Genomic DNA, 20233 nt, shown 5'->3' with positions numbered 1-20233 from the left:
ATGCCCGACCGTCCCGTCACCGTACACCAGCCCCCTGACCTGCACATTTGCTTGCCAGTTCCCGTCTGATGCAAGATTCATGCACTGAACGGGAAGGACTCTAAGGTGTCGAACGACGCAAATCGCCCTATCGCTGGAGCTGCTCGGCTGGAGCTGGTCGACGGGGTCGCGCTTCTGCGTCCCGAGGACTCGGTCTTCGAGGGGATGCTGAGCGGGTTCGAGAAGCAGCAGCGGGGTGGCCGGCGTCTGGCAGCGAAGACGATCCGCGGCCGCGAAGGGCAGTTGCGCCAGTTTTCGCTGTTCACCAACGAGTACCCGTGGAACTGGACGTCCTCGCACATGGACGAGTGGATGACGTCCCTGATCAGCGAGAAGGGGCTGGCACATTCGACGTTGCGGTCGTATCAGCTGACGGTCCGGCTGTTCTGCGACTTCCTGACCAGTCCTGCCTACGGGTGGGCTGACGAGTGCGAGAAGCGGTTCGGCACCCACCCGACCCAGATCTGCCACGAGTGGAACACCATTCAGCACCTGACCGACTACGAGGGCCAGGGCGAGAGGCGTCCCTTCACCCGCGAGGAACTGCAGAAGTTCTTCGACTACTGCGACGACCGGATCGAGGTCGCGGCCCGCAGCCGCCGCAAGGGCGCCCTGGCGGCCTACCGGGACGCGACGCTGTTCAAGGTTCTCTACGGCTGGGGTCTGCGCCGGACCGAGGGCTGCAAGCTGGATCTGGTGGACTTCCACCGCAACGCTTCCGCGCCTGAGCTGGGCCGGTACGGGATGCTGCAGGTCCGCTGGGGCAAGGCGACGAAGGGTTCGCCGCCGCGGCGGCGGAACGTCGCCAGCGTGATGCCGTGGGCGGTGGAGGCGGTGGAGGACTACGTGGTGAACATCCGGCCCCGCTTCGGGGTCCCGGACCACGCGGCTCTCTGGCTGACCGAACGCCAGGGCCGTCTGCAGCCGCGTGAGGTCAACGACCGGTTCACCGCCTACCGCGACGCGATCAAGCTGCCTGCCGAGCTCACGCCGCACTCGCTGCGGCACAGCCACGTCACGCACCAGATCGAGGACGGCGTCGACCCGAAGTTCGTACAGGACCAGGTCGGGCACCTCTACGCGAGCACGACCGCGATCTACACGGCGGTCAGCGGCGACTTCATGAACACAATGATGCGGAAGGCACTGAACCGTGCCTTCGAACGGGACGCGGACTTGGGAGGAACCGGATGACGGCCAAGCTGGACTACACCTGGCGGCTGCGCGAGGTCATGGCTGAGCAGGGCATGTTCACCACTGCGGCCCTGCAGCCGCTGCTGGCCGAGCGCCAGGTAAAGCTCTCGACGAGCCAGGTCTACCGGCTGGTCACGGAGAAGCCGGAAAGGCTCAGCCTGAAGGTGTTGATGGCCCTGCTCGACATCTTCGGCTGCCCGATGGACGACCTCGTCAGGCCGACCGCCGCCGCCCAGACGACCCGCCTCAAGCGCACGGCCGACGGCACCGAAGCAGGCATCGGCACCTTCCGCCCGCCCCGGGCACGCATCACCGGCACGGAGAAATGACCACTGCACCGCTCTCTCTACCGCCCGAACCGGACGACGTGGTGGTCGGCATCATGGCCGGCATCGAGCCGGACCTGACCGAGGAATCCATACGCCAGGCCATCGTCGACGCGGCGGCATCCCGGGCCAAGCGCCAACGTCTGGCCCGCGCCCTCAGCGGCGACCCCGGTCTGCTGACCTCCGGCCGGCCCGAGGGCCCGCACGTGGTCGGCGACTTCATCCGGTCCTTGATCACGGCGGGTGCCCGGCAGGCAGTCCTGCCGAAGTGCGCCGGCTGCGGCAGCACGAAGAAGCTCACCAACGTGCAGGCCGACGGCAAGCGCGTCTGCGGCCCCTGCAACCACAAGACCCGTGCCGCCTCCCTTTCCTGCTGCGAGTGCTCGCGGCCGGCTCGCGTCTATCGCCTCACCCGCACCGGAGAGGCGATCTGCCGCGACTGCTGGACGATGCCCGATGGGGACCCCGTCGCTCTGATCAGCTCGGTCATCGCGGCCTTCGTCCCGGGCTCGGACATCGTGGCCATCCGCCAGGCCGTCGAGTCCGTCGCCCCGGCCGGGAACCTCTACCTGATGTTCCGGCTGCTCTGGGAGATCGAAGACGTCCCGGGCCTGCTGACCGGCGAGGGCGCCAAGGCGTCCGCCCGGGCGGCCCGGCTGATCACCGCGCTCACCTCTGCCGGGGTTGCCGTCACCGCGCCGGCCTGCGACGGCTGCGGCCAGGTCCGGCCCCTCACCCACGTCATGAACGAGCTTCGCTGCTGCCCGCTGTGTTACCGGAAGGCGTTCACGGAGCCCTGCGGCGGCTGCGGCAAGGACCGGGTCGTGGGCACCCGCCGAGCCGACGGGACCCCGCTGTGTTCGACCTGCGGGCGCCATGAAGTCGACCGGCTGATCGAATGCGTGCTCTGCGACCGCATCATGCCCCTCGGACGCCGCACCGACGACGGCCCGCTCTGCAAGGGGTGCTACCGCCCGGCCCAGGGGAACTGCTCGTTCTGCGGGAAGGGACCGCGCCGCTGCTACCGCTCGTCGACCGGGATGCCCCGATGCGACACGTGTTCACGCGCCCGGCGCCGCTGCATCGGCTGCGGCAAGGACAAGTACGTGGCCGCCCGCACCGAGGACGGCCACCTCTGCGAGACCTGCTGGGAGAAGAACCCGGTCTCCTTCAACTCCTGCCGGCTCTGCGGGACGGTCGAGCATCTCCACAGCTACGGCCGATGCCATTCCTGCGTCCGTGACCGGCAGCTTCTCGACCTGCTCTCGCACGACGGCGCCATGCGGCCCGAACTCGAACCGGTCCGCCAGCTCTTGGCAGCCGGCGGGGTGAAGGGCGGGCTGAAAATGCTCCGTCGGGACAGCACCCGCACGATCCTCGGCGCGTTCGCGGACGGCACCTGCCCGCTCACCCACGACGGCTTGGACGGCCTCCTCCCGAACAAGTCCGTCGGCTTCTTCCGGGCCGCTCTGGTCACGGCCGGGATCCTGCCCCCGCGGGACGAGCGGCTGGCCGTCCTGGAACGGTGGATCACCGAGGCGACCGAGACCCTCGCCGATGAGGGCGACCGCAAGCTCGTCCGGCGCTTCGCGACCTGGCACCATCTGCGGCGCCTGCGGCGCGAGGCCGGCCTCCGGCCGCTCACCTCGGCTCAGGTGACGTCGGCCCGGGCCGATGTTCGCCCGGCGGTGGCCCTGCTGACCTGGCTGCGGGACCATGGCACCAGCCTCGGGCTCTGCACCCAAGCCCACCTGGACGAGTGGTTGGCCGACGGCACCTCGACCCGCTACACCGCCCGCGGGTTCGTCGAGTGGTGCCGCAAGAACCGTCACATGGACAAAAAAGTGGCGATTCCATCCAGGAAGAAGCTGAGTCACGTCCAGCCGACGGACGACTCCGACCGCTGGAAGATCGCCCGCCACCTCATGGACGACGACAGCCTGGCGATCGAGGACCGGTTCGCCGGACTTCTCGTCCTCCTCTACGCCCAGCCCCTCACCGTCATCAGCCAGCTGCTGGCCTCCAGCGTCACCATCGAGGGCAAGACCACCTCGCTGACCTTGGGCAAGAAGCCGCTGCTGCTGCCTGAACCCTTGGACAAGATTGCCCAGCAGCTTGTCGCCCGCCGCCGCGGGCACTCCACCATGGGCATCACAGTGGACTCTCCGTGGCTCTTCCCTGGCGCCTTCGCGGGCCGGCACCTTAGCGATTTCCACCTCGGGACCCGGCTCAAGAAACTGGGCATCCGCTCCCGGCCCGGCCGGACCGCGGCCCTCATGGACCTCTCCACCCAGCTTCCGGCAGCGGTCTTGACCGAGCTCCTTGGCATCAGCCCCGAGACCGCAACCGCATGGACCCAATCCGGAGGGCAGTGGGCCCGCTACGCAGCAGAACTTCAGGAACGGCCTCATCCCAGAGGTCGCTGAATCGGTTCCAGGCACCACCGAAAACCGCAGCGGGCGGCATTCCCGTAGTCCTAGTGTCTCGACCATGGACTCAGAGAAGTTGAAATCTTCATCACGACGGTGGATGAATGCCGCATTGGCGGCCTTTGTCGAAGGAGAGGACAGCTACGATTTCGCCGTTCACCACGCCGGCGTCGCCGCAGAACACCTCCTGAAGGCATATCTCGCTGGGCACCATCCAGCCCTGGTCGTTGATGGCAACCACTTCGACTCGCTGCTGCACGCCACGGGGCTGGGATCTCACGCCGCCCCGCTGACCAAGGCCAAGACCATCGGCCTCGGCGAAGCCTACGCCCGGGTCCAGAAGCTACTAGGCAGCAAGATCGTGGTCGACAGGAAGGCCCTCGACCCCCTTCTGGACGCCCGCAATGGAGTTACCCACAGCGCGATACATGACCCGACACAGGCTGAAGCGATCTTCACGGTCTGCTTGCGTCTGGTCGACCCGGTCCTCGAAGAGATGGCAGTCGACACGAACGAGTACTGGGGGCCCTATCTGGTTCTCCACGACAAGCTGATCGACGAACAGGTCAAGGCCGAGCGAGTTCTCCTCGAAGGCAAGCTGGTGAAAGCACGGGCCATCTTCAAGCAGAGGTTCGGACATTTGTCCGAAAAAGAGCGGGAGGTCGTCATCGCAACGATCACTCGCCAGGGCTCGGATCTCATGATGGAGCGCGAAGAGGACCAGGAGTGTCCTGTTTGCAACTCTCCCGGATGGCTCATCGGTGACACAAGCTGGGGTGAGAACGATGGCCACGTCTTCTGGATCATGACCCCGTACTACTTCGTCTGCAATGCCTGCGGCCTGGAAGTCGAGCGTGAGCTGCTGGTGCATCTGGGCGATCTCGCCGAAGACATCGACCTCGAACCCGCCGACTACTGGGAACCTGACGAAGACCTGCACAGGGGTCGGTAGCCCAGGCTATTCAGCGGGCTCTGTTAGCCGGGGTTACCAATACCGGCGGCCGCCACCTCCAAGGCCCGGCGCGCGCCGTGCTGTCCGGCGACGTCGGCGAGATCGGGGAAGTCCCGCCCGTCCCGGTCACGGGCGACCCCCGTGCCGAGTCCGGCTCCGGGCACGACCAGCCCGGCCAGCATCGGGTCCGGGCGCCCCGGCGGATCGGGCGGGTCCTCCTCGGGGACCTCCCCGCCGGTGAGCACCGCGATCAGCTGGCGCAGGCTGCGCACGCCGAGCACCGAGAGGTCGGGGACGAGCATGGCCTCGGCCGCGCACTGCTGCGGGACCACGACCTGCCGGTATCCGGCCTCGGCGGCGGCGAGCACCGCCGGCAGGATTCCCCGCACGGGACGCACCCGGCCGTCCAGGCCCAGCTCCCCGATGAGGACGAGGTCGGCGATCGACGCCGGGTCGAGCACTTCCGCGGCGCCCAGGACAGCGGCGGCCACGGCGAGGTCGAAACCCGAGCCCGACTTCGGGACCGATGCCGGGCTGAGGCCCACGGTGAGCTTCTTCTGCGGCCAGGCGGCGCCGGAGTTCACCACGGCCGCCCTGACCCGGTCCCGGCTCTCGACCAGGGTCTTGTCGGGCAGCCCCACCAGGGCGAAGGCGGCGATCCCCGGCTCCAGGTCCGCCTGGACCTCGACCACCACGCCGTCGACACCCACGAGGGCGACCGAGCAGGCTCGCGCGAACCCCATCAGGCCGCCCCCCTGATGTGCTCCACCACGGGCCCGCCGCGCCGCGGCAGCAGGACTCCGACGAGGTCGATGCGCACTCCGCCCGGGGGTGGTCCCCCGTGGTCGGCGAGCCAGCGCCCGGCGAGCCCGCGCAGGCGCTCAGCCTTGCCGGGCCGCAGGGCGGCCATCGGATGCTCGAACGCCCCCGCCCGCCGGGTCTTGACCTCGCACACGACGAGGGCGTCCCCGTCCCGGGCGACGATGTCGATCTCCCCACCGCGACAGCGCCAGTTCCGCGCGATCACCGTCATCCCGGCCTCGGTGAGCCTGCGGGTCGCGAGGTCCTCGCCGTACCGCCCCAATGCCTGCTGTGCCACGCCCTTCGCGTTCATCCGGCACCACCTCCGGCACCGACGGTCCCGCGTCCCCGCCCACCTTGTGGATCTTGGTGGACGGCGGGGGCGTTGTGGACAACCCCGTCCCCCCTGAGAGGGAATCCCCCGCGGTCAGCTGCCCGGAAGTTCGAGATCGCTCTTGTTGAGCTCCTCGATGTTCACGTCCTTGAAGGTCAGCACCCGCACCTGCTTGACGAAGCGGGCCGGCCGGTACATGTCCCAGACCCACGCGTCCGCCATCGAGACTTCGAAGAAGACCTCCCCCTGGACCGAATGCACCTGCATCTCGTAGTCGTTGGTGAGGTAGAAACGGCGTTCGGTCTCGATCACGTACTTGAACAGCCCGACGACGTCGCGGTACTCGCGATAGAGCTTCAGCTCCATCTCGGTCTCGTACTTCTCGAGGTCCTCGGCACTCATGGCATGTTCCCCTTCAGCCGTGCGTCCCCCTATTGTGCGCCAGGCCCCTGCGCCCCTAAACGATTTCCGGAGCCAGGTTCACGGGCGCACCCGGGGGACCGTCGTCGAGCAGCGTGCGGAGCAGCTCTGCGAGTCTGGTCGGGTACACCGTCTCATGTGCCGCCAGCAGTTCCTCGGAGGTCCACCACCTGGCACCGGAGACGCTGCGCCGCTCCAGCTCGGTGAGCCCGCCCATCTCGGTCGCCGTCTGGGCGGTACGTGCCAGGAAGTACCACTCGTCCTGCTCCCAGCGGCGCCCGTCGAAGGGGAACGAGCAGTAGCGGTGCCACAGCACCGGCCCCAGTTCCACCGCGGTGATCCCGGTCTCCTCCGCCAGCTCGCGCAGCGCGGCCTGCTCACGGGTCTCGGCCCCTTCGAGGCCGCCGCCCGGGGTGAACCACCAGTCGTCCGACGGGTCCGCCGGCTCGAAGCCGTGCAGCAGCAGGATCCGGTCCTCGGGGTCCAGCAGGATCACCCGCGCCACCTTGCGGGGCCCGCCCTCCTCGGCCGGCCCCCCGTCCGCTGCGGCTCCCCCTCCCGCACCGGCACCGGTCCCGGTCCCCGGCCCCGCCGTCTGGTCAGCGGACACCGGCCCGCTCCCGCCTCCGCCCGCGCCCGACGACCCGTGCGACCGGCCCGTACGCGGCTCCGAGCACCACCAGGGCGGCTCCCGCCACCACCGCCGCCACCTGGAGGCGCAGCGGCCCCGCCTTCGAGATCCCGCCGGGCAGGGCGGCGTAGGTCCCGGGCCGCTCCAGCATCGACATGGAGGGCCACGCGAGGGCGTCGACCCGGGCGTTCACCGCCGAACGGGGCACCGTCCCCTGGCCGGCCTCCTCCAGGTGGGCCCGGGAGTCCAGCGAGGCGCCGCGCCGGTCGCCCAGCAGGAAGAGATTGCCCTGCGGCACCGTCACCTCGAACGGGGTCCGGGAGGCGGAACCGCCGGGGGCGCCCACCACGTCGAGCTTCTCCGCCTCGATGTAGGGCTCGTCCAGCTCCTCGCCGTTCACCGTGAGCCGTCCGCCGTCGCCGCAGCACTTGACGGTGTCGCCACCGATGCCGACGACGCGCTTGACCATCGGTGAATCGCTCCACTGGGCGTCCTTGAAGATGACCACGTCCCCGCGGCGCACCTCACCGCCGTCGATGCGCTGCGCCAGCACCCGGTCACCGGGCTTCACCGTCGGCACCATCGAGTCGGTGGGCACGGTGTACGGCTGGTACACGACGGCTCCCCACACGAACCCGCCCAGGAAGAGCACAAAGCCGATGGCCACGGCGATTCCCGACAACATGTTGCCGAGACCACCGCGGCCACCGCCGTCACCTGCTCGTATTGCTTGTGTTCCGCCCATTGCAAGCGCCCCCACACTCGGAGATCGTCGACCTGGGCGGCACCCTACCTGCCGGTACGCCCCGCGGTCAGCTTGCGCCTTCCCCACAGGACCACCGGCACCGCGCCGGCGAAGCCGAGGGCGGTCGGGCCGAGCCCGACCGGAGCCAGTCCGGCGGCGCCCAGACCGAGCGCGGTGGCCTTGGTCTGCGTGCCGATGCCGGGCTGGTCGAAGGTGTCCGGGACGGGCAGGGTGGACCAGCGGGTGACCGGCCACGCCACCACGACGGCCCGGCCGACGACGTCGTCGACGGGCACGAAGCCGTGGGTGGGGTCCTGCTGGTGGTAGCGGGAGTCCAGGGAGTTCTGGCGGTGGTCGCCCATCACCCAGATCTTGCCCTTGGGCACGGTCAGCGGGCCGAAGGGGAAGTCGTCGCACGGGGTGTTCCCCGGGAAGATGTACGGCTCGTCGAGCTCCTTGCCGTTGACGACGACCGGTCCCCCCTTCTTGCACTCGACCGTGTCACCGCCGATGGCGATCGTCCGCTTGATCAGGTCCTTCTCCTCCGCGGACGGCATGAGGCCGATGAAGCTGAGGACCTTCTGCGCGATGTTGGGCTCCGGGGTGGACTCCCCGCTGAGCCAGTTCGACGGGTCGTGGAAGACCACGACCTCACCACGCTCGGGCTCCGATCCGAACCACGGCGTCAGCTTGTCCACGAGCACCCGGTCGCCGCGCTGCAGGGTGTTCTGCATCGAGTCGGAGGGGATCGAGAACGCCTGCACCAGGAAGGTCTTGATCAGCAGAGCCAGCAGCAGGGCGATGCCCACCAGGAGCGGCAGTTCCTTCCAGAACGAGCGGTGCGGTCGTGCCGCGGCCCCGTCCTTCGCGTCGCTGTCGTTCTTGACGGCATCGTGCTCGACGGCGTCGTCCGGCTGCTCGCCACCCTCGTCCCGTCCGGACCGTGCACCAACCGCCACGTCCCCCACATCCACTCCTCGTTCGCAATCGCCGCCCGGCCGACAGGCACGGGCCCTCCCCTCCCCTAACGAGCGGGAGTTCCCGAAGGCGCGGGAGACCAAGGACACACTATGCGAACGAGGCGGACCGCCGGTGGCGACGGGGCGCGCGGCGGCCGCGGCGCGCCTGGTCGGGCACCATGCGGAAGGTGGCGGGCTGTTCCAGCCGGCGCCAGTGCCCGAAGGGCCAGGCGATCACCACGGCTTGGCCGACCACGTCGTCCTCGGAGATGGTGCCCTGGAAGCCCTCGTCGAGGTGGTAGCGGGAGTCGGCCGAATTCGCCCGGTGGTCGCCCATGACGAAGAGCCGCCCGGCGGGGACCTTCACCTCGAACCGGATCTCCGAGGGCGCGTTGCCCGGATTGACGTACGGCTCGTCGAGCGGCGAGCCGTTGACGGTGACCCGGCCGCGGGCGTCGCAGCACTTCACGGTGTCCCCGCCGACGCCGATGACCCGTTTGATCAGGTCCTGTTCGTTGGACGAGGGCAACAGCCCGATGAAGGTGAGGGTCTGCTTGATCTGCTTGACCCCCACCGGGTCCTTGGGCGGGCGGGCGCTCTCCCCGCTGAGCCAGCCGCCGGGGTCCTTGAAGACGACGACCTGGCCGCGCTCGACCTCGGAGCCGAACCACGGCGTCAGCTTGTCCACGAGGACCCGGTCGCCGATCCGGATCGTCTCCTCCATGGAGCCCGAAGGGATGAAGAAGGCCTGCGCCAGGAAGGTCTTGAGGATCAGGGCGATGCACAGCGCCACCACCACCAGCAGGGGCAGCTCACCCACCCGGCGGGTGCGCCTCCTGCGGCGGACCCGGCGGGCCGTCCGGCGCCGCTCGGCGCGGCCGCCCGGCTCCGGCCCCGATCCGGCGTCCTTCGCGGCTCCGGAGTCCTGCCCTCGGCTACCCACGACGGCCGCCCGTGGACCGTACGCCGCCCCAGCGCGAAACCGGCCAGCCGATCCAGTCGGCCCGCCCGATCACCTTCTCCACCGGCACCATCCCCCCGCCCGGTTCTCCCAGGTGATCCCGGGAGTCCCGGGACTGGGAACGATGATCGCCCATGACCCACAGGGTCCCAAGGGGCACGACGATCCGGAAGGGCACTTTGGATCCGGAGTCGCCGGGGAAGAGGTACGGCTCGTCCAGCGGTACCCCATTGACCTTGATCCGGCCGTTCTCGTCGCACGCCACGTCGTCGCCGCCGACGCCGACGACCCGTTTCGCGAAGTCGGTGTCCGAGGGCTCGGCGAGCCCGAGCGCCGAGGCCGCGCCGTGCACGGCGCGGCCGACCGGATTGCCGTCCGGGCCCTGCGGTACGAAGGAGCCCGTGCCGTCGAAGACCACGACGTCCCCGCGCTCCGGCCGGTCGCCGAACCGGTAGGCCAGCTTGTTGACCAGTACCCGGTCCCCGACCTCGAGCGTGGGCTCCATCGAGCGGCTCGGGATCAGGAAGGGCTGGAGCACGAAATTGCTCAGGAGCAGCAGGAAGACGGTGCAGGCCACACCCAGCAGCCCGGCCCGCCGCCAGGTCAGCCATCCCGCCCTGCCGGAGCCAGAAGCGGAAACGGTCCCGGAAAGCACGAAACGCGACCGCCCCTCCCCCTCGTCGGGGGAAGAGTGGCCGCGCTGCGTGTGAGGTGCTTCGGTGTCCATCAGGAGCGAGCCTATCCGGCCTGCTCCCCGAACCCGGGAGCAGATCAGCGGTCGCGCTTCTCCTTGATCTTCGCGGCCTTGCCGCGGAGCTCACGGAGGAAGTACAGCTTGGCGCGACGCACGTCACCACGGGTGACGAGCTCGATCTTCTCGAAGATCGGGGAGTGGACCGGGAAGGTACGCTCCACGCCGACGCTGAAGGAGACCTTGCGGACCGTGAAGGTCTCGGAGACGCCCGAGCCCTGGCGGCGGATGACGACACCCTTGAACTGCTGGATACGGGAGCGGCTGCCCTCGATCACGCGGACGTGAACGTTGACCGTGTCACCCGGGCGGAAGGCCGGGAGGTCCGAGCGCAGGGTGGCGGCGTTGACGTCGTCGAGCAGGTGAGTCATGAAGTTCTTCTGCTTTCTTCGCATGACGCCACAGGCCGCCGATGCGGGGTTTCCGTAGAGAATTCGGGAGCTGCGGGACTCGGCGGACGACTGTCCCCCTGTGGCAGGGGCGCACGCGAGCACACAGCAGCCGCCTATTCTTCCACGCTCTGCGGCCTGCGCCAAAATCGGCCGTCCGAGGAGGGCTTCCAGCCGAGGATGCTCAGCAGCTCGCGGTCCTTCTTGTCGAAGGCGGAGGCCTCGCAGCGCTCGATCAGATCCGGGCGGTTGCCCGCCGTGCGGCGGAAGGCCTCGTCGCGGCGCCAGCGCGCGATCCTGCCGTGGTGGCCGCTGACCAGCACCTCGGGGATGCCGTGGCCGCGCCACTCGGGGGGCTTGGTGTAGACGGGCCCCTCCAGCAGGTTGGCCATGTCCCCGGGCGCGAAGGAGTCGTCGCGGTGCGATTCGGCGTTGCCGAGCACCCCGGGCAGCAGCCGGGCCACGGCCTCGGTGACGACCAGGACGGCCGCCTCGCCGCCGGCCAGGACGTAGTCCCCGATGGAGACCTCGTAGACCGGGACGCGCGTGGCGTACTCGTCCATGACCCGGCGGTCGATGCCCTCGTACCGGGCCGGCGTGAAGATCAGCCAGGGGCGCTCGGAGAGCTCGACCGCGAGTTCCTGGGTGAACGGCCGGCCGCTGGGGGTGGGGACGACGATGACGGGCCCGTGCGCGCCCGCCTCGTAGCCGTCGGCCAGCGCCGAGTCCAGGGCCTCGCCCCAGGGCTCGGTCTTCATGACCATGCCGGGACCGCCGCCGTACGGGGTGTCGTCCACCGTGTTGTGCCGGTCGTACGTCCACTCCCGCAGGTCGTGGACGTGTACGTCGAGCTGCCCGCGCGCCCGCGCCTTGCCGACCAGGGAGACGTTGAGCGGCTCCAGGTACTCGGGAAAGATCGTGACGACGTCGAGACGCATCAGGCGTCGTCCCCGTCCTCGTCGTCGCGGGTCGAGGCGATGACCGCCTCCCGCTCGTCGATCAGGCCGGGCGGCGGGGTGATGACGCAGCGCTGCTCGACGAGGTCGATCTCGGCGACGATCTCCTCGACGAAGGGGATCATCACCTCGGTGCCGTCCGGCCGCTCGACGATGAAGAGGTCCTGCGAGGGCAGGTGGGAGATCTCGGTGATCCGGCCGACCTCGGTGCCGTCCTCCAGGACCACGTCGAGGTCCATCAGCTGGTGGTCGTAGTACTCGTCGTCCTCGGCCGGCAGCTCCGCCGGGTCCACGTCGGCGATGAGCAGGATGTTGCGCAGCGCCTCGGCGCCGGTACGGTCCTTGACCCCCGCGAAGCGGAGCATCAGCCTTCCGCTGTGCACCCGGCCCGTCTCCACCGTCAGCGGACCCGCCGCCGCCGGTTCGGTCCGGAGCACGGCGCCGGGACTCAGCCGCAGTTCCGGCTCGTCGGTGCGCACCTCGACGGTGACTTCGCCCTTGATGCCGTGGGCGCGGCCGATCCGCGCGACTACCAGCTCCACTGTGTGTCTCTCCTGTTCAGACGACGACGGGCCGGGGCGGGCGCAATGCCCTCCCCGGCCCGTGCCGGTGACTCAAATACTTCTCAGCGGACCTGGTCCACGTCGACGAGGTCGACGCGGATCCCCCGGCCGCCGATGGCGCCCACGACGGTACGCAGAGCACGTGCGGTGCGGCCGTTGCGGCCGATCACCTTGCCGAGGTCGTCAGGGTGGACCCGGACCTCCAGCACCTGCCCGCGGCGCAGGTTGCGCGAGGCGACCTGCACTTCGTCGGGGTTGTCCACGATGCCCTTCACGAGGTGCTCAAGAGCCTCCTCGAGCATGCTCAGGCCTCGGTCGACTCGGCGGTCTCGGCCTCAGCCTCGTCCGCCTTCTTGTCGGCCTTCTTCGCCTTCTGCGTGATGGCTTCGCCCTTGCCCTCGCCGATGCCCTCGAGGGCCTTGGCGAACTCGTCGAAGGAGCGACGCTTGTTCTCCTTCGTCGCCGGCTGCAGCAGCGGCGCGGGGGCCGGGAGGCCCTTGTGCGCCTGCCAGTCACCGGTGAGCTTCAGGATGGCGAGCACAGCCTCGGTGGGCTGGGCGCCGACCGACAGCCAGTACTGCGCACGCTCGGCGTTGACCTCGATGCGCGACGGGTTGTACGTCGGGTGGTAGATACCGATCTCTTCGATCGCGCGACCGTCCCGACGGGTACGGGCGTCGGCGACGACGATGCGGTAGTGCGGCTGGCGAATCTTGCCGAGGCGCTTGAGCTTGATCTTGACTGCCACTGGAGTGGTGTCTCCTGAACTTGACGTGGTTGGGCACATGAGATGCCACGTGGGGTTGCGGTACTCGGGTGCCCGATGGACGCGTCAGCCGGAGGAGAGAGGGGTCCTATGCGACTGTCGAGTACAGCTGTCCATTGTGCCACACGCCCGGGGCACCCCGTCCGCCCCGGTCAGGAAGCGGCTGCCGACACCGCGACCTCGGGAATGCGGAACGGCTTCATGCAGCCTCCGCACACGATCGGGGCCTGGGCCAGCACGGAGGGGACGACCCGCACGTTGCGCCCGCAGTCGCAGACCGCCTTGACGCGGACCCCTCCGCCGGAGGATCCGTGCCGGGCGGCCGGACCCCGGAAACTGCGCTTCGTGTCGGCCGCCGTGGCGACCGTGTGCGCCTTCAGCGCGCGCTGGAGGCGCTCCATGGTCGGCCGGTAGCGCTTCTTCGCCTCGGGATTGAGCGAGACCAGGGAGAAGCCGCTGCTCGCGTGCGGCTCGTCGCTGTGGTCCAGCCCCATCTCCTCGGCGATCGCGAGGAACCTGCGGTTGTGGTAGCGGCCGGCACGCGAGGTGTCACGCACTCCGCGGGCGGCGGCGATGCCGTGGACTGCCTCGTGCAGCAGTCGCTCGAAGGAGAGCTCGGCGCCGCAGGCGGACGAGGACTCTCCGATCAGGGACTCGGGCGCGGCAAGGTCAGGCAGCTCGGGGTGGTACCGCTGAATATCGGCCCACGCCTGCGCCAGCTCTGCGGCGAGAACAGGGGGTGTCGTGCTCACGTCGTGACAACGAGCCGGAGTGCCCAGGTGTTCCGATTCCGGGCCATTCCAAATTTTTTGCACGTACCAGTCAGTTCAGTCTCATGCGTCCCGACGAGGACGGGTGCGCAGATCTCAGGAGGAGTCGGTACGTAACGAGGGCTAACGACGACACAGCCCCGGCGCGCGGCGCGAGCCGCACGCCGGGGCGTGAGAGCCGTCAGCCGGGCCCGCTAGTACGAGCGCGCGACGATCGCGAGGTTACCGGGGGCGTCGTCCGCCTGCGGAACCGACCCGTCCTCGGCGATCAGGCAGCGTACGGAGACGGCCTGCTCGGCGAGCTTGGCCTCGCCCTCGGGGCCCAGGTCGGCCCACGGGATCCGCGCCCAGCCACCGGCGATGGCGGCCTCGGCGGCCTCCCCGATGGTCGCGACGTCGGAGGTGCGGGCCAGTCGGCGCTCGCGGGACTCGCGCAGCAGCTGCTCCTGGTCCTCCTCGAGCACCTTGGGCAGCAGAGCGGCGAGGTCGGAGATCTGCACGGCCTCCTTGCCGCCCGGGATCCGGCGGGCCAGCATCGCGGTGCCGGCCTCCAGGTCGCGGGGGCCGATCTCGACGCGGACCGGTACGCCCTTGAGCTCCCAGTCCACGGCGCGGCGGCCGAACGGGGTGTCGACGCGGTCGTCGACGAACACCCGCAGGCCCGCGGCCTTGAGCTGGGCGCCCAGCTCGCGGACCTTCGCCACGGCCTCGTCGCCCTTGATCGCCATGACGACGACCTGGACGTGCGCGAGGCGCGGCGGGACCCGCAGGCCGTTGTCGTCGCCGTGCGACATGATCAGCCCGCCGACCATGCGGGTCGAGACGCCCCACGAGGTCTGCCAGACGAGCTCCTGCTTGCCTTCCTTCGACAGGTACTGCGTGTTGAAGGCCTTGGCGAAGTTGGTGCCGAGCTCGTGGCTCGTGCCCAGCTGCAGGGCCTTGCCGTCGCCCATCATGCCCTCGAGGGTGAGGGTGTTGATGGCGCCGGCGAAGCGCTCCTTGGCGGTCTTGCGGCCGAGCACCACGTCGATGCCGAGCACGTTGGTCATGAAGTCGCCGTACACGTCCGTGTGGATGCGGGCGGCGTAGTCGCGGGCGTCCTCGTAGGAGAGGTGGGCCGTGTGGCCCTCCTGCCAGAGGAACTCGCTCGTACGGAGGAACACGCGCGGGCGCATCTCCCAGCGGACCACGTTCGCCCACTGGTTGATCAGCAGGGGAAGGTCGCGGTAGCTCTGGACCCACTTGGAGAAGTACTCGTTGACGATCGTCTCGGAGGTGGGGCGGACGACGACAGGCTCGTCCAGCTCCTTGCCGCCGCCGTGCGTGACGACCGCGAGCTCGGGGGCGAAGCCCTCGACGTGCTCGGCTTCCCTCGTCAGGTACGACTGCGGGATGAACAGCGGGAAGTACGCGTTCTGGGCGCCCGCGTCCTTGATGCGCGCGTCCATCTCCTGCTGCATCCGCTCCCACAGGCCGTAGCCGTACGGCCGGATGACCATCGTGCCGCGGACCGGACCGTTGTCGGCCAGCTCGGCCTTGTTGATCAGATCCTGGTACCAGCGGGGGAAATCCTCCGCCTGGGGGGTGAGAACGGGTGCCTTTGCCATGGCGCGAATGGTACGGCGCCCGGAGTGCCGAGTGTGAATCGGGTGGCGCGCTCCTCTGGACGCGGGGGCGAATCGGGAGTTCTCTGGCAACGGGGGCACGGGGGCGACACGGAATCAGGAGCGCTCTTTCGATGACACCGACGCCGACGGCGACGCTTGTCGCCCGGGACTGGGCGGAGATCCAGGAACGGATGCTGGTACCGCTGTACGAGGCGGTCTACGACCGGCTGGAGGTCGGGCCGGGCGACCGGCTGCTGGGCCTCGGCTGCGGGGCCGGCCTGGCCCTTCTGCTGGCCTCGGGCCGGGGAGCCCTGGCCACGGGCGTGGAGGCGGATCCGGCGCGCCGGACGCTGGCCCGGGAGCGGCTCCTGGAGGTGCTGGCGGCCCCTCCCGCGCCCGCGGTGCCCTACGACGTCCTGCTGGCCTTCTCACCCACCCCGGACGCCCTGGCCGCGGCCCTGCCGGCGCTGCGCCGGCAGGGGGCCGCGGTGGTGCTGGCCGACTGGGGTCCGGCGGAGCGGTGCACGGTGCCGTCGGTGCTGGGCGGCGGGCCCGTGGCGCGCGACCTGGACGCGCTCGTGGCCGCCGCCGGGCTGGTGCCGGACGGATCGGGGCGGGTGTTCTGCCCCTTCGGGTACGCCGACGTGGACAGCGCGGTGCGCGGGCTGCTGTCGACCGGGCTGTACGAGCACTCCGACCCGGTGCAGGTGGAGAAGGAACTGGCCGAGGCCCTTCACCCGTACGAACGAGTCGACGGGGCCGTCTGGCTGCCGAACATCTTCCGCTACGTCATCGCCCGTACGGCGTAACCGCCGCCGCGGCGCGGGGCCGGTGACCGGCCCCGCGCGGCGGTCACTTGTGGAGGCGGGGGATGCCTGCGGCGGCGTAGGCGGCGGGTTCGTCCAGGGTCTCGTTCGCCATCAGGGCGTCGGCGAGGGCGTCCAGCTTGTCGCGGTTCTCGCGCAGCAGGCGGCAGGCCTTCTCGTAGCACTCGTCCACGATCCGCCGCATTTCGTGGTCCACCGCGTCGAGGGTGGCGGGGGCGGCCAGCAGGCCGTAGGGGCCCTGTCCGTCCGAGGGGATCGCCGTGAGCGGGCCGATGCGTGCGCTCATGCCCCAGCGGCCGACCATGCCGCGGACGATGCTGGTGACCTGTTCGAGGTCGTTCTCCGCGCCGGTGGTGATGACGGCGTAGACGATCTGTTCGGCCGCCATGCCCCCGAGCGCCCCGATGATGCGGCCGCGCAGGTACTCCTCGGTGTACGCGTAGCGGTCCGCCTCCGGGGTGGAGAGCGTGACGCCGAGCGCCCGGCCGCGCGGCACGATGGTGATCTTGCGGACCGGGTCGGCGCCCGGCTGGAGCATGCCCAGCAGGGCGTGCCCGCCCTCGTGGTACGCGGTGCGGCGGCGCTCCTCCTCCGGCATGACCAGCGGCCGTTCCGCGCCGAGCTGGACCTTCTCCAGCGCGTCGGAGAGGTCCGACTGGGTGACCTGCGTCTGCTGGCGCTTGACCGCGAGCAGGGCCGCTTCGTTGGCGAGGTTGGCCAGTTCGGCTCCGGTCATGCCCGGGGTCGTACGGGCCACTTGCGCGAGGTCGACCCCGTCGGCGAGCGGGATGTCCCGGGTGTGGATGCGCAGGATGGCTTCCCGGCCGGCCTTGTCGGGCGGGGAGACGACGACGGTGCGGTCGAAACGGCCCGGCCGGGTCAGCGCCGGGTCCAGGACGTCGGCCCGGTTGGTCGCGGCCAGGACGACCACGCCTTCGGAGCCGGAGAAGCCGTCCATCTCGGTGAGGATCTGGTTCAGGGTCTGCTCGCGCTCGTCGTGGCCGCCCATGCCCGCGCCGCCGCCGCGGGCCCGCCCGATGGTGTCGATCTCGTCGATGAAGACGATGGCGGGGGCCACCTTGCGCGCCTCGGAGAAGAGTTCGCGCACGCGGGAGGCGCCGACGCCGACGATCATCTCGATGAACTCGGACGCGGAGGCGGAGAAGAACGGCACCCCGGCCTCGCCCGCGACGGCCCGCGCGAGCAGGGTCTTGCCCGTGCCGGGCGGGCCGGCGAGCAGGACGCCGCCGGGCATGCGGGCACCCATCTTGCGGTACTCGTCGGGGTTCTTGAGGAAGTCCACGACGTCGTTGAGTTCGCCCTCGACCTCGTCGATTCCCGCCACGTCCTCGAAGGTCGTGCGCTTGGCCCCCTCGAGCTCCACCGGCTTCGGCGGCGCCTTGCGGCCGAGTCCGCCCATGCCCCCGCCCATGCCGGCGCTCATCCGGCGGGCGATGAACACCCACAGGAGGACCAGGAGCAGCATCGGGGCGAGGGAGAGCAGCAGGTTGGCGAGGAAGCTGCGCTGTTCGACGACCGGGGAGGCGGTGACGACGACGTTCTGCTTGGTGAGGTTGGCCCACAGGTCGTCGTCGGCGAAGGCGGGGCGCTGGGAGACGAATTTCGTGTAGTCGCCCTTCCCACCGTCCGGCTTGGGCTGTTTGGACTTCAGCTGCCCCTGGATGGCGTCGCCCTTGGCGTAGATCTTCGAGACGTTGCCACTGGCCACCTGCTTGCTGAACTCGGTGTACGAGATGGTCGGCTCGTCGCCCTCGTTGAAGAAGGAGAGGACCAGGTTGGTCAGCAGGTAGACGATCAGGGCGGTGAGGATCAGGCCCCGCCAGCCGCCGGGCATCTTCTTCTTGGGCGGTGGGGCGGGCGGTGCGCCCTCGGAGCGCCAGGGCGTATCGGCCCGGTCGCGGGGCGGTACGGGGGTGGGGGTGGGCACGTGGCCTCCTTCTGCCGTCCTCCCGGCCGACCATAAGCGACAAACCGGACCGTCGCCCTGGCGGGGACGCGGAGGGGCCCCGGCCGGAGCGATCCGGCCGGGGCCCCTGTGGCGCCGTACTACTTCATGAACTTCTTGAACTCGTCGGGGAGGTCGAAGTCCTGCCCCGGCTGCCCGCCCCCGGCGGGAAGACCGAACGGATTGCCGCCGGCGGCGGGCGGGGCCTCCTGCGGGCCCGCCTCGCGGCGTGCGGCCGCCGCGGCCTCCTCTTCCCTGCGCTTCATCGGGTTGCCGCTCTTGCGCTTGCCCTTGGCCTGCTTGACCTGCTTCTTCTGCCGGCCGGGGCCGCCGCCCATCCCGGGGATGCCGGGCATCCCCGGCATGCCGCCACCCTGGGCCATGCGGGACATCATCTTGCGGGCGTCGAAGAACCGCTCGACGAGCGACTTCACGGCGCTCACCTCGACACCGGAGCCCTTGGCGATACGGGCGCGGCGCGATCCGTTGATGATGTGCGGGTCATGGCGCTCGGCCGGGGTCATCGACTTGATGATCGCGGCGGTGCGGTCCACGTCGCGCTCGTCGATGTTGTTGATCTGGTCCTTGATCTGCCCCATGCCCGGGAGCATGCCGAGCAGCTTGGAGATGGAGCCCATCTTGCGGACCTGCTCCATCTGGGACAGGAAGTCGTCGAGCGTGAACTCCTTCGGCCCCTTCGCCAGCTTCGCCGCCATCTTCTCGGCTTCGTCCTGGCTGAACGTCTTCTCGGCCTGCTCGATCAGAGTGAGCATGTCACCCATGTCGAGGATCCGGCCCGCCATGCGGTCGGGGTGGAAGGCGTCGAACTCGTCGAGCTTCTCGCCGTTCGAGGCGAACATGATCTGCTTGCCGGTGACGTGGGCGATGGAGAGTGCCGCACCGCCCCTGGCGTCGCCGTCGAGCTTGGAGAGCACGACGCCGTCGAAGCCCACGCCGTCGCGGAAGGCCTCGGCGGTGTTGACCGCGTCCTGGCCGATCATGGCGTCGACGACGAAGAGGATCTCGTCCGGGCTGACGGCGTCGCGGATGTCCGCGGCCTGCTGCATCAGCTCCTGGTCGATGCCGAGGCGGCCGGCGGTGTCGACGACCACCACGTCGTACTGCTTGTTGCGCGCGTACTCGATGGAGTCCTTGGCGACCTGGACCGGGTCGCCGACGCCGTTGCCGGGCGCCGGGGCGTAGACGGCGACGCCGGCGCGCTCGGCGACGACCGAGAGCTGGTTGACGGCGTTGGGGCGCTGGAGGTCGCAGGCGACGAGGAGCGGGGTGTGGCCCTGCCCCTTCAGCCACAGGCCGAGCTTTCCGGCGAGGGTGGTCTTACCGGCACCCTGGAGACCGGCGAGCATGATCACGGTGGGCGCGGTCTTGGCGAAGCGCAGCCGCCGGGTCTCGCCGCCGAGGATGGAGACCAGCTCGTCGTTGACGATCTTGAGGACCTGCTGGCCCGGGTTCAGGGCCTTGGAGACCTCTTCGCCGCGGGCGCGCTCCTTGACGTTCGCGATGAAGGAGCGGACGACCGGGAGCGCGACGTCGGCCTCGAGGAGGGCGATACGGATTTCCCGCGCCGCAGCGTCGATGTCCTGCTCGGAGAGGCGGCCTTTGCCCCGGAGGGACTTGAAGGTCGCGCTGAGGCGGTCGGAAAGCGTATCGAACACGGTGGTCGCGATTCCTCGGGTCGGGGGCGTGTGGTCGTCCCCCAGGGTATCGGGCCGCGCTACCCCTTCGGCCCTGCGGGCGGCTTTCCCCCGCCCCGCCCTTCCGCCGTCTCCCGGGGCTCCGCCCCGGACCCCGGTCCTCGAGCGCCGGAAGGGCCGGATGTACCGGCC

At 69.9% G+C, this 20233-nt stretch carries 21 protein-coding genes and 1 pseudogene; 5 read left to right on the top strand and 17 right to left on the bottom strand.

The features are described from left to right. Window positions 1-105 precede the first annotated feature (105 nt). From OG389_RS27120 to OG389_RS27105, 4 genes are all read left to right on the top strand, one after another. Window positions 106-1233 carry a tyrosine-type recombinase/integrase gene (locus OG389_RS27120; protein WP_328301046.1) on the top strand — a complete coding sequence of 376 codons (1128 nt, stop codon included), beginning with the start codon at window positions 106-108 and terminating at the stop codon, window positions 1231-1233. Next, on the top strand, window positions 1230-1562 hold the full coding sequence (locus OG389_RS27115) for a helix-turn-helix domain-containing protein (protein ID WP_328301045.1): 333 nt from the start codon (window positions 1230-1232) through the stop codon (window positions 1560-1562). Before OG389_RS27120 ends, OG389_RS27115 begins: the two co-directional genes overlap by 4 nt. Then, on the top strand, window positions 1559-3985 hold the full coding sequence (locus OG389_RS27110) for a hypothetical protein (RefSeq protein ID WP_328301044.1): 2427 nt from the start codon (window positions 1559-1561) through the stop codon (window positions 3983-3985). Before OG389_RS27115 ends, OG389_RS27110 begins: the two co-directional genes overlap by 4 nt. 64 nt (window positions 3986-4049) lie before the next feature. Continuing rightward, window positions 4050-4940: a hypothetical protein gene (locus tag OG389_RS27105; RefSeq protein ID WP_328301043.1), complete on the top strand. Its 891-nt coding sequence runs from the start codon at window positions 4050-4052 to the stop codon at window positions 4938-4940. A 41-nt stretch (window positions 4941-4981) separates the two neighbouring features. Here OG389_RS27105 and OG389_RS27100 read toward each other — a convergent pair. The 15 genes and pseudogenes from OG389_RS27100 to proS form a co-directional block, all read right to left on the bottom strand. Then, window positions 4982-5683: pseudogene (locus OG389_RS27100) on the bottom strand (magnesium chelatase domain-containing protein); the annotation flags it as partial. Beyond that, window positions 5683-6054 (bottom strand): YraN family protein, encoded by a 372-nt coding sequence (locus tag OG389_RS27095; protein WP_328301042.1) that lies wholly within the window; start codon window positions 6052-6054, stop codon window positions 5683-5685. The pseudogene OG389_RS27100 and the gene OG389_RS27095, both read right to left, overlap by 1 nt. A gap of 114 nt (window positions 6055-6168) precedes the next feature. Beyond that, window positions 6169-6477 (bottom strand): DUF2469 domain-containing protein, encoded by a 309-nt coding sequence (locus OG389_RS27090; protein ID WP_005311352.1) that lies wholly within the window; start codon window positions 6475-6477, stop codon window positions 6169-6171. A gap of 55 nt (window positions 6478-6532) precedes the next feature. Beyond that, complete coding sequence (locus tag OG389_RS27085; RefSeq protein ID WP_328304135.1) at window positions 6533-7000, bottom strand: NUDIX hydrolase; 468 nt, start codon at window positions 6998-7000, stop codon at window positions 6533-6535. A gap of 94 nt (window positions 7001-7094) precedes the next feature. Continuing rightward, window positions 7095-7871: a signal peptidase I gene (gene lepB / locus OG389_RS27080; protein ID WP_328301041.1), complete on the bottom strand. Its 777-nt coding sequence runs from the start codon at window positions 7869-7871 to the stop codon at window positions 7095-7097. A 44-nt stretch (window positions 7872-7915) separates the two neighbouring features. Continuing rightward, the gene (gene lepB / locus OG389_RS27075) at window positions 7916-8830 is read right to left on the bottom strand and encodes a signal peptidase I (RefSeq protein ID WP_328301040.1); all 915 of its coding nucleotides are present in this window, start codon (window positions 8828-8830) and stop codon (window positions 7916-7918) included. A gap of 109 nt (window positions 8831-8939) precedes the next feature. Next, window positions 8940-9773: a signal peptidase I gene (gene lepB, locus OG389_RS27070; protein WP_443059349.1), complete on the bottom strand. Its 834-nt coding sequence runs from the start codon at window positions 9771-9773 to the stop codon at window positions 8940-8942. After that, a complete protein-coding gene (gene lepB, locus OG389_RS27065) occupies window positions 9766-10518 on the bottom strand; it encodes a signal peptidase I (RefSeq protein ID WP_328301039.1) in 753 nt (250 codons plus the stop codon). The genes lepB (OG389_RS27070) and lepB (OG389_RS27065) overlap by 8 nt, the downstream gene beginning before the upstream one ends. Before the next feature lie 44 nt (window positions 10519-10562). After that, a complete protein-coding gene (rplS, locus tag OG389_RS27060) occupies window positions 10563-10913 on the bottom strand; it encodes a 50S ribosomal protein L19 (protein WP_328301038.1) in 351 nt (116 codons plus the stop codon). Between the two features lie 134 nt (window positions 10914-11047). Further along, a complete protein-coding gene (gene trmD / locus OG389_RS27055; RefSeq protein ID WP_328301037.1) occupies window positions 11048-11869 on the bottom strand; it encodes a tRNA (guanosine(37)-N1)-methyltransferase TrmD in 822 nt (273 codons plus the stop codon). Beyond that, on the bottom strand, window positions 11869-12429 hold the full coding sequence (gene rimM / locus OG389_RS27050; protein ID WP_328301036.1) for a ribosome maturation factor RimM: 561 nt from the start codon (window positions 12427-12429) through the stop codon (window positions 11869-11871). The genes trmD and rimM overlap by 1 nt, the downstream gene beginning before the upstream one ends. An 83-nt stretch (window positions 12430-12512) precedes the next feature. Continuing rightward, window positions 12513-12752: an RNA-binding protein gene (locus OG389_RS27045; RefSeq protein ID WP_030011889.1), complete on the bottom strand. Its 240-nt coding sequence runs from the start codon at window positions 12750-12752 to the stop codon at window positions 12513-12515. Between the two features lie 2 nt (window positions 12753-12754). Beyond that, window positions 12755-13198 carry a 30S ribosomal protein S16 gene (rpsP, locus tag OG389_RS27040; protein ID WP_243337676.1) on the bottom strand — a complete coding sequence of 148 codons (444 nt, stop codon included), beginning with the start codon at window positions 13196-13198 and terminating at the stop codon, window positions 12755-12757. 170 nt (window positions 13199-13368) lie between these two features. Beyond that, on the bottom strand, window positions 13369-13968 hold the full coding sequence (locus tag OG389_RS27035) for a hypothetical protein (protein ID WP_328301035.1): 600 nt from the start codon (window positions 13966-13968) through the stop codon (window positions 13369-13371). Between the two features lie 212 nt (window positions 13969-14180). After that, on the bottom strand, window positions 14181-15593 hold the full coding sequence (gene proS / locus OG389_RS27030; RefSeq protein WP_328301034.1) for a proline--tRNA ligase: 1413 nt from the start codon (window positions 15591-15593) through the stop codon (window positions 14181-14183). Window positions 15594-15724: 131 nt separating this feature from the next. On the opposite strand from proS, the gene OG389_RS27025 reads away from it, so the two are divergent. Further along, window positions 15725-16402 (top strand): methyltransferase type 11, encoded by a 678-nt coding sequence (locus OG389_RS27025; RefSeq protein WP_328301033.1) that lies wholly within the window; start codon window positions 15725-15727, stop codon window positions 16400-16402. Between the two features lie 43 nt (window positions 16403-16445). On the opposite strand, the gene ftsH is transcribed toward OG389_RS27025, so the two are convergent. Together ftsH and ffh are read right to left on the bottom strand one after the other, a co-directional pair. After that, the gene (ftsH, locus tag OG389_RS27020) at window positions 16446-18368 is read right to left on the bottom strand and encodes an ATP-dependent zinc metalloprotease FtsH (RefSeq protein ID WP_328301032.1); all 1923 of its coding nucleotides are present in this window, start codon (window positions 18366-18368) and stop codon (window positions 16446-16448) included. 119 nt (window positions 18369-18487) lie between these two features. Further along, entirely contained in the window at window positions 18488-20062 is a 1575-nt protein-coding gene (gene ffh, locus OG389_RS27015; RefSeq protein WP_328301031.1) for a signal recognition particle protein, read from the bottom strand. Between the last annotated feature and the right edge of the window lie 171 nt (window positions 20063-20233).

Origin of the sequence: Streptomyces sp. NBC_00435, from assembly GCF_036014235.1 — a bacterium.
Taxonomy (GTDB): Bacteria; Actinomycetota; Actinomycetes; order Streptomycetales; family Streptomycetaceae; genus Streptomyces.
This window is presented reverse-complemented; position numbering and strand designations above follow the sequence as displayed.

What these genes read in the sequence shown, in the direction of transcription:
- OG389_RS27115 (WP_328301045.1), top strand. Translation starts at nt 1,230, where the DNA reads ATGACGGCCAAGCTGGACTACACCTGGCGGCTGCGCGAGGTCATGGCT.
- OG389_RS27110 (WP_328301044.1), top strand. Translation starts at nt 1,559, where the DNA reads ATGACCACTGCACCGCTCTCTCTACCGCCCGAACCGGACGACGTGGTG.
- OG389_RS27105 (WP_328301043.1), top strand. Translation starts at nt 4,050, where the DNA reads ATGGACTCAGAGAAGTTGAAATCTTCATCACGACGGTGGATGAATGCC.
- OG389_RS27095 (WP_328301042.1), bottom strand. Translation starts at nt 6,054, where the DNA reads ATGAACGCGAAGGGCGTGGCACAGCAGGCATTGGGGCGGTACGGCGAG.
- OG389_RS27090 (WP_005311352.1), bottom strand. Translation starts at nt 6,477, where the DNA reads ATGAGTGCCGAGGACCTCGAGAAGTACGAGACCGAGATGGAGCTGAAG.
- lepB (WP_328301041.1), bottom strand. Translation starts at nt 7,871, where the DNA reads ATGGGCGGAACACAAGCAATACGAGCAGGTGACGGCGGTGGCCGCGGT.
- lepB (WP_328301039.1), bottom strand. Translation starts at nt 10,518, where the DNA reads ATGGACACCGAAGCACCTCACACGCAGCGCGGCCACTCTTCCCCCGAC.
- rplS (WP_328301038.1), bottom strand. Translation starts at nt 10,913, where the DNA reads ATGACTCACCTGCTCGACGACGTCAACGCCGCCACCCTGCGCTCGGAC.
- trmD (WP_328301037.1), bottom strand. Translation starts at nt 11,869, where the DNA reads ATGCGTCTCGACGTCGTCACGATCTTTCCCGAGTACCTGGAGCCGCTC.
- OG389_RS27045 (WP_030011889.1), bottom strand. Translation starts at nt 12,752, where the DNA reads ATGCTCGAGGAGGCTCTTGAGCACCTCGTGAAGGGCATCGTGGACAAC.
- proS (WP_328301034.1), bottom strand. Translation starts at nt 15,593, where the DNA reads ATGGCAAAGGCACCCGTTCTCACCCCCCAGGCGGAGGATTTCCCCCGC.
- OG389_RS27025 (WP_328301033.1), top strand. Translation starts at nt 15,725, where the DNA reads ATGACACCGACGCCGACGGCGACGCTTGTCGCCCGGGACTGGGCGGAG.